This is a genomic window from Streptomyces sp. NPDC059567 (genome assembly GCF_042735655.1).
GTDB lineage: Bacteria > Actinomycetota > Actinomycetes > Streptomycetales > Streptomycetaceae > Streptomyces.
Genome location: NZ_JBHWBS010000015.1, coordinates 91,323 through 103,826 on the forward strand (window position 1 = coordinate 91,323; position 12,504 = coordinate 103,826).

Annotated in this window: 13 protein-coding genes; 9 read left to right on the plus strand and 4 right to left on the minus strand. The window is 71.2% G+C overall.

Annotation, left to right across the window (positions count from 1 at the left end):
• The first annotated feature begins 71 nt into the window (after positions 1–71).
• Positions 72–254: a hypothetical protein gene (locus ACFVZW_RS10535; protein ID WP_384519439.1), complete on the plus strand. Its 183-nt coding sequence runs from the start codon at positions 72–74 to the stop codon at positions 252–254.
• A 31-nt stretch (positions 255–285) separates the two neighbouring features.
• Here the strand turns inward: ACFVZW_RS10535 and ACFVZW_RS10540 are convergent, their stop codons facing one another.
• Positions 286–1,632: an ABC1 kinase family protein gene (locus tag ACFVZW_RS10540; RefSeq protein WP_384519441.1), complete on the minus strand. Its 1,347-nt coding sequence runs from the start codon at positions 1,630–1,632 to the stop codon at positions 286–288.
• A gap of 41 nt (positions 1,633–1,673) precedes the next feature.
• Positions 1,674–2,825, minus strand: coding sequence for a ThiF family adenylyltransferase (locus ACFVZW_RS10545; RefSeq protein WP_384519443.1), 1,152 nt, complete (start codon positions 2,823–2,825; stop codon positions 1,674–1,676).
• 185 nt (positions 2,826–3,010) lie between these two features.
• Here ACFVZW_RS10545 and ACFVZW_RS10550 point away from each other — a divergent pair, with 185 nt between their 5' ends.
• The 4 genes from ACFVZW_RS10550 to ACFVZW_RS10565 all read left to right on the plus strand — a co-directional run bounded on the left by ACFVZW_RS10550 (position 3,011) and on the right by ACFVZW_RS10565 (position 6,805).
• Positions 3,011–3,613 (plus strand): M48 family metallopeptidase, encoded by a 603-nt coding sequence (locus ACFVZW_RS10550; protein ID WP_384519445.1) that lies wholly within the window; start codon positions 3,011–3,013, stop codon positions 3,611–3,613.
• 121 nt (positions 3,614–3,734) lie between these two features.
• The gene (locus tag ACFVZW_RS10555) at positions 3,735–5,336 is read left to right on the plus strand and encodes a TerD family protein (protein WP_384519446.1); all 1,602 of its coding nucleotides are present in this window, start codon (positions 3,735–3,737) and stop codon (positions 5,334–5,336) included.
• Between the two features lie 13 nt (positions 5,337–5,349).
• Positions 5,350–6,030 carry an AIM24 family protein gene (locus tag ACFVZW_RS10560; RefSeq protein WP_329116257.1) on the plus strand — a complete coding sequence of 227 codons (681 nt, stop codon included), beginning with the start codon at positions 5,350–5,352 and terminating at the stop codon, positions 6,028–6,030.
• A gap of 19 nt (positions 6,031–6,049) precedes the next feature.
• On the plus strand, positions 6,050–6,805 hold the full coding sequence (locus ACFVZW_RS10565) for an AIM24 family protein (protein WP_376445891.1): 756 nt from the start codon (positions 6,050–6,052) through the stop codon (positions 6,803–6,805).
• 62 nt (positions 6,806–6,867) lie between these two features.
• Here the strand turns inward: ACFVZW_RS10565 and ACFVZW_RS10570 are convergent, their stop codons facing one another.
• Together ACFVZW_RS10570 and ACFVZW_RS10575 are read right to left on the minus strand one after the other, a co-directional pair.
• Positions 6,868–7,398 carry an NUDIX hydrolase gene (locus tag ACFVZW_RS10570; RefSeq protein ID WP_384519448.1) on the minus strand — a complete coding sequence of 177 codons (531 nt, stop codon included), beginning with the start codon at positions 7,396–7,398 and terminating at the stop codon, positions 6,868–6,870.
• A complete protein-coding gene (locus ACFVZW_RS10575) occupies positions 7,395–8,834 on the minus strand; it encodes a zinc-dependent metalloprotease (protein WP_384519450.1) in 1,440 nt (479 codons plus the stop codon). Before ACFVZW_RS10575 ends, ACFVZW_RS10570 begins: the two co-directional genes overlap by 4 nt.
• A gap of 191 nt (positions 8,835–9,025) precedes the next feature.
• Between ACFVZW_RS10575 and ACFVZW_RS10580 the strand changes: the two genes are divergently transcribed.
• From ACFVZW_RS10580 to ACFVZW_RS10595, 4 genes are all read left to right on the plus strand, one after another.
• A complete protein-coding gene (locus ACFVZW_RS10580; RefSeq protein WP_384519452.1) occupies positions 9,026–10,135 on the plus strand; it encodes an SDR family oxidoreductase in 1,110 nt (369 codons plus the stop codon).
• Between the two features lie 79 nt (positions 10,136–10,214).
• Entirely contained in the window at positions 10,215–10,676 is a 462-nt protein-coding gene (locus ACFVZW_RS10585; RefSeq protein ID WP_384519454.1) for a molybdenum cofactor biosynthesis protein MoaE, read from the plus strand.
• A gap of 307 nt (positions 10,677–10,983) precedes the next feature.
• Positions 10,984–11,214, plus strand: a complete 231-nt coding sequence (locus ACFVZW_RS10590) for a hypothetical protein (protein WP_384519456.1) — start codon at positions 10,984–10,986, stop codon at positions 11,212–11,214.
• A 74-nt stretch (positions 11,215–11,288) separates the two neighbouring features.
• Positions 11,289–12,377, plus strand: a complete 1,089-nt coding sequence (locus ACFVZW_RS10595) for a PDZ domain-containing protein (RefSeq protein ID WP_384519457.1) — start codon at positions 11,289–11,291, stop codon at positions 12,375–12,377.
• Positions 12,378–12,504: the final 127 nt, after the last annotated feature.

The following is a 12,504-nucleotide window of genomic DNA, read 5'->3' on the forward strand; positions in this document are numbered from 1 at the left end:
CATTCCGAACGGACCGGCCCCCGCGGTGCGTTGCGGCGCGGCCCGGGCGCCACCGGACTATCGTCAGGAGGGTGAACGACGCCCCGCCCGTCAAGGAGCCCATCATCTGCTCCCGCTGCGGCAAGACCGCCGAGGAACTGCCGCTGACGTGGACCTGCTCGGTGGAGAACGGTGCCCGCCACTACCTCTGCGAGGACTGCGCCCGCGAGAACATCCGGTCCATCGAGGGCCGCCTCGACTCCTCCTGGTGGTGACGGCGGCCCCCGGGATCTCTCCCCGGCCCGCTCACTCGGCCGCGACGAAGCCCGGCAGCCACTCCTCCAGCTCGTCCCGCAGCCGCACCTTCGCGTTCAGCTGGCAGAGCACCCCGATGGTGCTCAACGTCACACGGTGTATCAGCAGATACGACGGCGGCAGGTTCAACTGCTTGCCCAGCTGGTGCGCGGGGGAGCGGGGGTCGGCGATCCGGGCGGCCTGGGTCCTGATCCATCCCCGGGTGAACCCGAACACCTCGGCCTCGGCCGGCTCGATGATCGGCAGCAGGTACTCGAGCACCGCGTCCGGGTCGAGAGCGATGGAGTCCTTGACGAACCCCTCCTCGCGGAGCAGCTCGTAGACCGTCTCGGCGTCGCCTTCCAGGGTCACCCGCAGACAGGTGCCGATCGTCTCCGGCAGCCCGCCCGGCAGCCGGTCCACGGTGCCGAAGTCCAGGACTCCGAGCCGCCAGCTCTCCGGACCCTCGTCCTCGTCGTCGGCGCCGGGGAGCAGCCGGAAGTTGCCCGGGTGCGGATCGGCATGCAGCAGCCCCGTGCGGGCAGGGCCGGAGAAGAGGAAGCGCGCCAGCAACTGGCCGGCCCGGTTCCGCTGCTCCTCGGTGCCGTCCGCGATCACCTCGGAGAGCGGGATCCCGTCGATCCACTCCGTCACCAGGACCTGCTCGCACTGGTGCACGACCTGCGGCACCACCACATCGGGATCGTCCTCGAACTCCTCGGCATGCTCCCGCTGGGCCTGGGCCTCAAGGCCGTAGTCCAGCTCCTCCGAGACACGGTCGCGCAGTTCGTTGATCAGCGGCTTGATGTCCATGCCGGGGATCAGCGGGCCCAGCAGCCGGGCGAACCGGCTCAGCTGCGTCAGATCCGAAAGCAGCGCCTCACCCGCCCCCGGGTACTGCACCTTCACCGCGACCTCACGGCCGTCGTGCCACACCGCCCGGTGCACCTGGCCGATGGAGGCCGCCGCCGCGGGCTTGTCCTCGAACTCCAGGAACAGCTCGCGCCACTCCTCGCCGAGCCGCTCCTCGAGCACCCCGTGCACCGTCCGCGTCGGCATCGGGGGCGCCGCCTCCTGGAGCTTGGTGAGCGCCGCCCGGTAGGGGCCCGCCACCTCCTCCGGCAGCGCCGACTCGAAGACGGACAGGGCCTGCCCGAACTTCATCGCCCCGCCCTTGAGCTCCCCGAGCACCTTGAACAGCTGCTCGGCCGTGCGCTGTTGCAGTTCGCGGGCGACGATCTCGGCGGACTTGCCGCCGATCCGCTTGCCCAGGCCCCAGGTGGCCCGTCCTGCGAAGCCCAGCGGCAACGCGGCCAACCTGGCGGTCCGGGTGACCGCCTTCCGGGGTAGATCAGACATACGCCCCTCCAAAACCCAGATCGCCGTGCCGCGCAGGGCGGTTACCCCGCCATTGTGTCGTGCGGGGTCGGGGCCCCCGCCTCATGCTCCCCCTCTTCGCGACGTGCGGCGCCGCACGGACACGCCGGGTGTGGCCGAATCCGCTCCACCCGCCACTCCAGGAGCGGCAGCGAGCACTCGAAGCGGGTCCCCGCGGCGGCGGGCAACTCGCCGTCCAGGAAGGCGAGGGCGTGGGCCGCGGCCAAGCCGGCGACGGCCGTCGCCAGACCCAGATCGCAGGCCGGCAGCGCGTGGGGTGCGCCCGAGCGCCACTGCGCCAGCATCCGGGGCCACACCGGCTCCCGGTCCGTCCGCGTCTCCTGTATGCACCCCGCGCAGGCAGTGCCGCCCGGCAGTACCAGCGGTCCGACGACCCCCGTGGCCTCCAGAACCCCCGCGTAGAGATGGGGAGTGCCCGTGGTGACCCAGCTCTCGGCGGGGACGGGATCGGGGACGTAGGCGGCGAGGCCGTCCCGGGGTGTCACCACCACGAGTGAGAGTCCGGGCTCGTGCCCGCTCTCACCCGGCTCGCGCCGCGCCGTCCGTGGTGCGCGGCCGCCCGGGGCCGACCGCGCCACGAGTCCGCGCGCCGCCACCGCCCGCCGTTCGCCGACAGCCCCGGCCGGCAGCCCGCCCGGCGACACCTCCCACGGCTCCACCGATCCGGAGTCCAGCACCTCCACCCGGCCCACCCCGGACGCCGAGAGCAGGGCGGCGACCGCCGCGCCGACCCGGCCGGCGCCTCGGACCTGGACGCGCAGCGCGCGCCGCGCGGCCAGTCTTCGTAACGCCCCGTCCGGCTCCCGGTGGATCACGGAGAGTGAGGCCAGATCGGCACGGAGAGGATCGAGCGCGCTGTTCGCCGGCGTGGCGCCACCGGCCTTTCCGGGCCGGCCGGCCGAGCCGTCCGCGATCAGCCCCGCCTCCGCCAGCCGCCCGAGCAGCCGCTCGAGCACCCCGTCCGGCAGTCCCAGCGCACGCGCCTCGCCCCGCAGTCTGTCCATGCCGCGGGTGCCGTCGAGCAGACCCAGCAGACTGCCGGTGGCCGTGTCGACCGGACCCAGCACCACCGCATGCGCGGGAGTGGCCCCGAACTGCACGCTCTGCAGATTCCGCCAGGCGCGCCGCAGCGCCGGTTTCAGCATCGGATGCATTTCCGCCCCCGTGATCTTGATCGGTCGTTCCTCTTCGCGTTCGGCCGTTCCCCGCGGCCGTCATCAGATTGCCCGGGAGTCGAGACGGACGCGGAAAGTTGTCCACAGGGGTGGGGTATTAATCATTCAAATGGTGCACGGTGTGACGGCATCACGGTCGAACCGTCCCGGAGGCGGGACTTCCCATGCTGACAGCGGGTAACGTCGGGGCCGTGCCCGCCGACCCACAGCGCAGCGTGACAAGCAAACCGCCCCGCGGCTCGGGGACGAGTGCGGTCGAGGTCCGCAGAAGCTCCCGGCGCAGCAGAACCGTCTCCGCCTACCGTGAGGGAGACCGGACCATCGTGCTCATCCCGGCCCGGATGTCCGAGGCGGAGGAGCAGCGCTGGGTGACGGTCATGCTGGACAAACTGGCCGCCCAGGAGAGCAAGCGGCTCCTCGGCGACAGCGAACTCACCGAGCGTGCGGAGCGGTTGTCCGAGCAGTACTTCGCCGGCCGGGCACGGCCGACGTCCGTGCGCTGGGTGACCAATCAGAACACCCGCTGGGGCTCCTGCACCCCCTCGGAAGGCAGCATCCGTCTCTCGCACCGACTCCAGGGGATGCCCGAGTACGTCGTCGACTACGTCCTCGTGCACGAGCTGGCCCATCTCCTCGTGCCGGGCCACGGCCCCCGGTTCTGGCGGCTGCTGGAGGCGTACCCGCGCACCGAACGGGCCCGCGGATACCTCGAAGGCGTGGTCGCCGCGGACCGGCTGCCGCATCTGCCCGCCGCACGCGGGGAGTAGCACCCCACTCGCCCCGCTCGTCAATCCTGTACCGAATGCGTACCAGCTTGGCTCAATGTCACGTGCAGCCGTTAGCCTGGCGCGACGCATTCACATTCGGGATGGGGGACGGTCGTTACGCATGGCCAGGGAATTCCAACGCGGCCACAAGGCCAAGATCAGTGATCTGACACCGGGGACCGATCTGTACGTCGGGGTGCAGATCTCCGCGCCCGGACTGACCTTCGACATCAGCTGTTTCGGCCTCGACGCCAATGAGCAGTTGTCGGACGACCGGTACTTCATCTTCTTCAATCAGCCGAAGTCGCCGGAGGAGTCCGTTCAGCTGCTCGGCGCGCAGTCGGGCGACACCGAGTCCTTCCGCGTCACGCTGGACCGCATTCCGGCGAACATCCACAAGCTGTCGTTCACCGCGACCATCGACGGTGCCGGCCAGATGTCGCAGATCGGCCCCGGCTACATCCGGATCGTGGCGGGCGGTGAAGAGGTCGTCCGCTACCCGTTCACGGGCGCCGAGTTCTCCACCGAGCGCGCCGTCATGCTCGGCGACTTCTACCTCAAGGACGTCTGGCGCTTCGCCGCCATCGGACAGGGCTTCGACGGCGGACTCGACGCGCTGCTGAAGAACTTCGGCGGCGAGGTCGCCGAGGAGCAGCCCGCCGCCCAGGCGCCGCAGGGAGCCCCCGGGTTCGCCCCGCCCCCGCAGGCCGCCGCCCCGCCGGCGTTCGGTGCGCCCGCCGCGCCCGCGCCAGCTCCGGCGCCGCAGGCCCCGGTCCAGCCGGTGCACGCGGCCCCCACCATGGCCGCGCCCATGACCCCGCCGGCTGCCCCCGCGCCCGCGCCGTCCCCGTACGGACAGCCGCAGCAGCCGTTGCCGCAGCAGCCCCAGCAGCCCCCGTTCGGGCAGGTCCCGGGCCAGGCCCCGCCGTACGGCCAGCCCGCGTACGGTCAGCCCGCCCCGGCGCCGTACGGACAGCCGCAGTTCGGCCAGCAGCCTCCCGGTACGCCTCCGGGGATGCCCCCGGGCCAGATGGGCGTCCCGCAGGGAGTGCCGGCCACCGGCGCCGGGCTCGCCGCCGCGCTCCAGCCGTACAAGGAGACCGCGACCGGCGCCCGCTGGACCCCGCAGAACCAGCAGCTCATGCGGGTCGACCTGCAGATGGGCGGCGTCCCCGTCCTCGCCCGCCAGGGCAGCATGGTCATGTACCAGGGCAAGGTCGACTTCAGCCACAAGGGAGCCGGGTTCACCGGCCGGATCGTCGGCAACGCCACCGGTCAGGAGATGCAGCTGATGCGCTGCACCGGCCGAGGCCAGGTCTTCCTCGCCGAGGAAGGCGCCCACCTCCACCCGATCGAGCTCCAGGGCGACGGCATCTGCGTCTCCGCGGAGAACGTGCTCGCCTTCGACGAGTCCCTCCAGTACGAAGTACGGAGGGTCGAGGGTCACGGCATCCCCGGCGGCGCCCTGTTCACCATGCAGTTCCAGGGCACCGGCACCGTCGTCGTCAAGACGCACGGCATCCCGGTCGTCCTGCCCGTCACGCCGACCACCTTCGCCGACTGCAACGCCGTCGTCGCCTGGTCGTCCGCGTCGCAGGTGATCCTCTCCAGCCAGGTCCGGCTGCGCCGCAACGCGTACCCCGGACACAGCGGGGAGACGGTCAACCTCCAGTTCCGGGGCGCCCCCGGCAACTTCATCGTCGTCCAGCCGTACGAGGTCTGAGGGAGCCCGACACATGAACCAGCAACTCGCGGGCTTCGCCCCGACCCCGATGGCGGCCCGGATGGAGAACCACGGCCGCACGATGCTCAAGGTCGCCATGGCCTCCGGCCAGGACCTCTACGCGCGCACCGGCTCGATGGTCGCCTACGAGGGCTTCGTCACCTACGAGCCCAACCCGCCCGCCGCCCGCCAGGTCGCCCAGCAGTGGGTCACCGGCGAGGGCGCGCCCATCATGAAGTGCTCGGGCGACGGCCTGCTCTACCTCGCCGACTACGGCGCGGACGTCGTCGTGATCAACCTCAACAACGACTCGCTGTCGGTCAACGGCACCAACCTGCTGGCCTTCGACGCCCACCTCCAGTGGGGCGTCGAGAAGGTCAAGGGTCTCGCCAAGTTCGCCGGCCAGGGCCTGTTCAACGTCGAGATCGCGGGCACCGGCTGGGTCGCCCTGACCTCGCGCGGCACGCCCATCGTCGTCGACTGCGGCCGCGGCGAGGACGAGACGTACGTCGACCCCGACGCGCTCGTCGCCTGGTCGCCGGCGCTCAAGGTCAAGGGCAAGCGCAGCTTCAAGGCCTCCTCCCTGATCGGGCGGGGCAGCGGCGAGGCGTACCAGATGGCCTTCTCCGGCCAGGGCATCGTCGTCGTACAGCCGAGCGAGGACAGCACCGACCGCCTGCGGATCCGGGGCTGAGGGGGAGCGAGAACACACCATGCAGAGCCCGCTTTTCAACTACGCCGAGCAGCAGAGCCAGGAACGGTACGTCATCCAGAACCCGCAGCTGCTGCGGGTCGCCCTGAACGGCTCGGACGACATCCTCGCCCGCAAGGGCGCCATGGTCGCCTACCAGGGCCTCGTCGACTTCGACGGCGAGTACAAGACGCCCAGCCAGCGACGGGCCCAGGCCCGGACCGGTGAGGGTCTCGACCTCATGCGCTGCTCCGGCCAGGGCACGGTCTACTTCGCCAACCTCGCCCAGTACATCCACGTCGTGGAGGTCGAGCAGGAGGGCATGACCGTCGACAGCGCCTACGTCCTGGCGCTGGACTCGACCCTCAACACCGAGGTCATCGCCGTGGACAGCCAGTACGGCATCTCCGGCTCCGGCAAGTACCAGCTGAACATCTCCGGCCGCGGCAAGGTCGCCCTGATGACCTCCGGTCAGCCGCTGATGATGCACGTCACCCCGGACAAGTACGTCAACGTCGACGCGGACGCGATCGTCGCCTGGTCCACCGGGCTGCGAGTGCAGATGCAGGCGCAGACGCACAACTCCAGCATCCGCCGCCGCCGTGGCGACACGGGTGAGGGCTGGGAGCTCAGCTTCCTCGGACAGGGCTTCGCCCTCGTCCAGCCCAGCGAGGTCATGCCGCCGCAGAACGCCGCCATCGGCCAGGGCATCGCCGCCCAGTTCGGTGCGGGCCAGCACGGCTCGCACGCGCAGAACCAGAACAACGCCTGGAACTGACGCGCCGGGAACCGGACACAGGTAAGGGGCGGCCTCCCTGGAGGCCGCCCCTTACCCATGCTCTAGAGGCGGGCGCGGGTGCCCTCCAGCAGCCGGACCACCGAGGTGTCGGCCACGGACGCCACCTCGTCGTACGCGAACCAGCGCAGGTCCAGCGACTCCTCGCTGATGGCCTCCACCGCACCGGCCGGTGCCAGCGCCGCGTACTGCACGTCCAGATGCCAGTGACACGGCGCCGGGATCGGATGCCGGTCGAGCCGCACGGGGCCACCGGGCAGCAGCGTGAGGCCCGGGATGCCGGACTCCTCCGTCGCCTCCCGAAGCGCCGCGTCCGCCAGCGTCGCGTCACCCGGCTCGCAGTGGCCGCCCATCTGCAGCCACATGCCGAGTTTCTTGTGCAGCGTCAGGAGAACCCGCCCGCGCTCCGGGTCCACCACCAGCGCACTGGCCGTCAGATGCCCGGCCTCGCAGGCCTTCCACATCCCGTCCTCATGCGCCGCGAGGTGGTCCAGATAGGTCTGGCGCAGCTCATCCTGCGCCCCGTTCGACCCGTACGCCTTGAGTACGAGAACGGCGTCGTCGTGCAGGCTCACTTGGCGCCGTCGTCCTTGCCCTCGTCGTCGCCGTCACCGCGGGCCGCCTCGCCCAGCATCTTGTCGATCTCCGAGAAGTCGAGATGCTCGCGGTGGACGAAGCCGTCCGGGTCGTCCAGGTCGGACGCCGTCGGCAGCATGTCCGGGTGCTCCCACAGGTCGTCGCGGCCGTCGACACCGCGCGCGTCCGTGAGCGAGGCCCACAGCCGGGAGGCGTCCCGCAGCCGGCGCGGACGCAGTTCGAGACCGATCAGCGTCGCGAAGGTCTGCTCGGCGGGACCGCCGCTCGCCCGGCGTCGGCGCAGCGTCTCGCGCAGCGCGTCCGCCGAGGTCAGCCGGGACTTCGCGGCCTCGTGGACCACCGCGTCCACCCAGCCCTCGACCAGCGCGAGCGCCGTCTCCAGGCGGGCCAGAGCGGCCTTCTGCTCCGGCGTGTCCTCGGGCTGGAACATGCCCTGCTGCAGCGCCTCCTGAAGCTGCTCCGGGTGCGTCGGGTCGAGCTGACCCACCGCCTCCTCCAGCTTCGAGGTGTCGACCTTGATCCCTCGGGCGTAGCCCTCGACCGCGCCGAACAGATGCGAGCGCAGCCACGGCACATGGGCGAAGAGCCGCTGGTGGGCGGCCTCGCGCAGGGCCAGGTACAGCCGCACCTCGTCCTTGGGGACACCCAGGTCCTTGCCGAAGGACTCGATGTTCAGCGGAAGCAGCGCCGCCTTGCCGGCCGGGCCCAGCGGCAGGCCGACATCGGTCGAACCGACGACCTCGCCCGCGAGCGCGCCGACGGCCTGCCCGATCTGCTGACCGAACATCGCGCCGCCCATGGAGCGCATCATGCCGATCAGCGGGCCCGCCATGGCCTGCATCTCCTCGGGCAGCACATCACCCATCGCCGCGCCGACCCGCTCGGCCACCGGGTCCACCAGCTGCTGCCAGGCCGGGAGCGTCGCCTCGACCCACTCCGCGCGGCTCCACGCCACGGACGTGCTCGCCCCCGAGGGCAGCGAGGTCACACCGTCCAGCCACAGGTCGGCCAGGCGCACGGCCTCCTCGACCGCCGCCTTCTCCGCCGGACCCACACTGGCGTCCTTGGTGCCGTCGGGCGTGCCCTGTGCGACCACCTGGCGGGCGATCTGCTTGGCCATGTCCCAGTTCACGGGACCGCCCTCGTACGAGAGCATCTGGCCGAGCTGCTGGAACGCCGCGCCCAGGTCGTTGGGGTTCAGCGAGCCGAACATCGCGGCGAACGGATTGTCCGCCCCACCGGGACCGCCCATGCCCGGCAGACCGCCGAAGCCGAACGGATTGGCCCCGAACGGGTTCTCACCGCCCTGGCCACCGGACCCCTGGCCACCTCCGGCGGGGTCCTTCTTCTTGCCTTCGTCGCCGTTCTCCGGCTCCTCCGGCGGAAGGCCGAATCCGAATGGGGTGTCACTCACAGGTTTCCTCGGCTCGTAGGGCCGCCGGCTTCCTGCCGACGGCGACTGCCCGCTACACACCACCAGCGTAGACATCCGGGCCGGATATGGGCTCGGTGCTCCGCCGGGCCGTGGCCTGCGGCAGGATGGACGCCACCTGGTACGTACGCGTCATTCGTGTACGTACTGAAGACAACCGCTGGAGACGCCCGGTGAGTTCCCCAGATCCTCAGGTTCGCGCAGCGCGAAACATCTCGACCCGGCCTGCCGGGCGCGGCCCCGTGGTCGCGGTCACGGGCGCCGCCTCAGGAGTCGGCGACCTGCTGACCAGGCGCCTTGCCGCCTCGGAGGAGATCAAGCAGGTCATCGCGATCGACGAGCGCCGCGGCGAGGTCTCCGAGGCGCAGTGGCACATCCTCGACGTCCGCGACCCGGCGATCGCCGAGAAGCTGCGGGGCGCCGACGTCGTCGTGCACCTGGCCGTCGACCTCGACCTGGAGTCGGACGCCGCCGCCCGAACGGCCTACAACGTGCGCGGCGCCCAGACCGTCCTCACCGCCGCCGCGGCGGCGGGGGTCCACCGGGTGGTGCTCTGCACCTCCGCGATGGTCTACGGCGCGCTGCCCGACAACGACATCCCGCTCTCCGAGGACGCCGAGCTGCGGGCGACCGCGGAGGCGACCGGCGTCGGAGACCTGCTGGAGATCGAGCGGCTCGGCCGCCGCGCGCCCCGCGCCCACCCGGGGCTGCACGTCACCGTGGTCAGGCCCGCGGTGCTGGTCGGCGGCACGGACACGGCCCTGACCCGCTACTTCGAGTCGCCGCGGCTGCTCGTCGTCGCCGGCTCCCGCCCCACCTGGCAGTTCTGCCACGTCGACGACCTGGTCAGCGCGCTGGAGTACGCGGCCCTGGAGAAGGTCGACGGCGAGTTCGCGGTCGGCTGCGACGGATGGCTGGAGCAGGAGGAGGTCGAGGAGCTCTCCGGGATCCGGCGCATGGAGCTGCCCTCCGCGGTCGCCCTCGGAGCGGCGGCCCGGCTGCACCGGATCGGGCTCACGCCCTCCCCGGCGGGGGACCTGGCGTACACCATGCACCCCTGGGTGGTCAGCGTCGGGCGGCTGCACGACGCCGGCTGGCGGCCGCGGTGGACCAACGAGGAGGTGCTCGCCGCGCTGCTGGAGGAGGTCGAGGGCCGGCACACGGTCGCGGGCCGCCGCCTCGGCCGCAAGGACGCGACGGCGGCGGGCGCGGCCGGTGCGACGGTGGCGCTGCTGGGCACGGCGGCGCTCGTGCGGCAGATGCGGAAGCGGCGCGGCATGTAGGACCCTCCTACGGAGGGTCCGTCCCACCGGTCGAAAGCGCTATTCCGGGATGTCCGTGCGGTACGGCACCATGGGCTCCATGGCACGCACCCATGACCACCCCGGCGAGCAGGTCGCAGCCGACCCGATCAAGCTGCTCGCGATCCGTGACACCCCGCTCTCCGTCGACGAGGTCTTCCGGGCCGTCGGCGACGACGCGGCCGGGGGCACGACCCTCTTCGTGGGCACCGTGCGCAACCACGACGGCGGCGCGGACGTCGACGCGCTCGGGTACTCCAGCCACCCGTCCGCCGAGGCCGAGCTGCGCCGGGTCGCCGAGAAGGTCGTCGCCGACTACCCCGTCCGTGCGCTGGCCGCCGTCCACCGGGTGGGCGATCTGCAGGTGGGCGACCTCGCGGTCGTCGTCGCGGTCTCCTGCCCCCACCGCGGCGAGGCCTTCGAGGCCTGCCGCAAGCTGATCGACGACCTCAAGCACGAGGTCCCCATCTGGAAGCACCAGACCTTCTCCGACGGCACGGAGGAGTGGGTCGGCTCCTGCTGAGCGCTCACCCCAGGTCTGGGGGTCCCCCCGGACGAAGTCTGGGGGAGGGTCGGCTCCTGCTGAGCGCTCACCCCAGGTCTGGGGGTCCCCCCGGACGAAGTCTGGGGGAGGGTGGGCTCCTGCTGAGCGCTCACCCCGGGTAGGCGTTCAGAGTCCTTGGCAAGGCGCCGCGCCGACGTCGTGTAGTCGAACGCCCCGATTTGCGTAACCGCCCCCCTGGCAGCAGCGTTGAAGCTGCAGATCGTTAGTCTGCTGATCGGCCGGGTCCCGGCCGATTGCGGTCGCTCATTGGGGATGGGAGGTCGGGATGGCAGCGCTCGCCTGGTTGCTTATTCCGCTTTTCGCAGTCGTCGGCGCGGCGATATGGGGAAGCTGGGCCCAAAGGAACAAGACCACCGGGGACGTGGCCGAGCTCGCCGGCTACGCACGGTTCCGGGACGCGATGGAGCGTTCCCACTCCGGTATCGCGGACACCGACCCTCAGATGACCGCGGCGACCTCGCCGTCCCCCGTACGCAGTAGCCACGTCTCCGGCTGATCTCCCACCGCCGGCCGCCTCGTACGGACCCGCCCCACAGGTGCACTCACAGACCGGTCCCGTACTGTCGTTCCATGCCACGCCGCACCGCGACGATGCTCGCCTCCACCCTGGTCCTGATCACTCTGCTCTGTGTGGGCGTCCTGGTGCCGGTGCCGTACGCGGAGATGAGCCCCGGTCCGACGGTCAACACCCTCGGGGAGGCCCGCGGCGAGCCCGTCCTCCAGATCTCGGGTCACCAGACGTACCCCACCGACGGGAATCTCAACATGACGACGGTCCGCGTCACGAGTGCGGACTACCGCATGAACGTGGTCGAGGCCGTCTACGGCTGGCTCGCCCACGACAACGTGGTGGTCCCCAAGGAGACCCTCTATCCGGACGGCAAGACGGAGGAGGAGTCGAGCCAGGAGAACGCCGAGGAGTTCTCCCAGTCCCAGGAGAGCGCCAAGGTCGCCGCCCTCAACGAGTTGAAGATCCCGGTGACCACCCGGGTCGTCGTCGCCACCGTCGTGAAGGACAGCCCGGCCCAGGGCGAGCTGCACGCCGGGGACGTCATCAAGTCCGTCGACGGTGTCGCCGTGAAGGAGCCGGGTGACGTCGCCGAGCAGGTGACCAAGCGCAAGCCGGGCGACCCGGTCGAGTTCACGATCGTCCCCGCCAAGGAGGCGGCCGCGGCCGAGAAGGCCGGCAAGGAGCCCACCGCGACCGAGAAGGTCACGATCACCACGGTCAAGTCCCAGGAGGGCGACCGGGCGATCGTCGGCATCCAGGCCGGCACCGACCACGTCTTCCCGTTCACCATCGACATCAAGCTCGCCGACGTCGGCGGCCCCAGCGCCGGTCTGATGTTCGCGCTCGGCATCGTCGACAAGCTGACGCCCGAGAGCCTCACCGACGGCAAGTTCATCGCCGGCACCGGCACCATCGACGAGAAGGGCAAGGTCGGCCCGATCGGCGGCATCGAGATGAAGCTGGTCGGCGCGCGCAACGCGGGCGCCGAGTACTTCCTCACCCCGGCCGACAACTGCGAGGCCGCCGCCTCCGACATCCCCGACGGCCTCACCCTCATCAAGGTGGACACCATCGACGACGCGACGAAGTCGCTGGAGAAGCTCCGCAAGGGCGACACGAAGAGCCTGCCCAGCTGCTCCAAGAGCTAGGGCCTCTCGTTTGGATCTTGCCGGGCTCGCGTGCCCTGGTGCCTGATCCGGCCTGATCCAAACGAAAGACCCTAGATCGCGTCCCAGGACGCGCGCGTGAAGGGGGCGCCTCGGTCGTCGACCGGGG

Bases quoted from the DNA above. Each gene is read 5' to 3' on its own strand.
- ACFVZW_RS10540 (WP_384519441.1), bottom strand. From the start codon at position 1,632: ATGTCTGATCTACCCCGGAAGGCGGTCACCCGGACCGCCAGGTTGGCC.
- ACFVZW_RS10545 (WP_384519443.1), bottom strand. From the start codon at position 2,825: ATGCATCCGATGCTGAAACCGGCGCTGCGGCGCGCCTGGCGGAATCTG.
- ACFVZW_RS10550 (WP_384519445.1), top strand. From the start codon at position 3,011: ATGCTGACAGCGGGTAACGTCGGGGCCGTGCCCGCCGACCCACAGCGC.
- ACFVZW_RS10555 (WP_384519446.1), top strand. From the start codon at position 3,735: ATGGCCAGGGAATTCCAACGCGGCCACAAGGCCAAGATCAGTGATCTG.
- ACFVZW_RS10560 (WP_329116257.1), top strand. From the start codon at position 5,350: ATGAACCAGCAACTCGCGGGCTTCGCCCCGACCCCGATGGCGGCCCGG.
- ACFVZW_RS10565 (WP_376445891.1), top strand. From the start codon at position 6,050: ATGCAGAGCCCGCTTTTCAACTACGCCGAGCAGCAGAGCCAGGAACGG.
- ACFVZW_RS10585 (WP_384519454.1), top strand. From the start codon at position 10,215: ATGGCACGCACCCATGACCACCCCGGCGAGCAGGTCGCAGCCGACCCG.
- ACFVZW_RS10590 (WP_384519456.1), top strand. From the start codon at position 10,984: ATGGCAGCGCTCGCCTGGTTGCTTATTCCGCTTTTCGCAGTCGTCGGC.
- ACFVZW_RS10595 (WP_384519457.1), top strand. From the start codon at position 11,289: ATGCCACGCCGCACCGCGACGATGCTCGCCTCCACCCTGGTCCTGATC.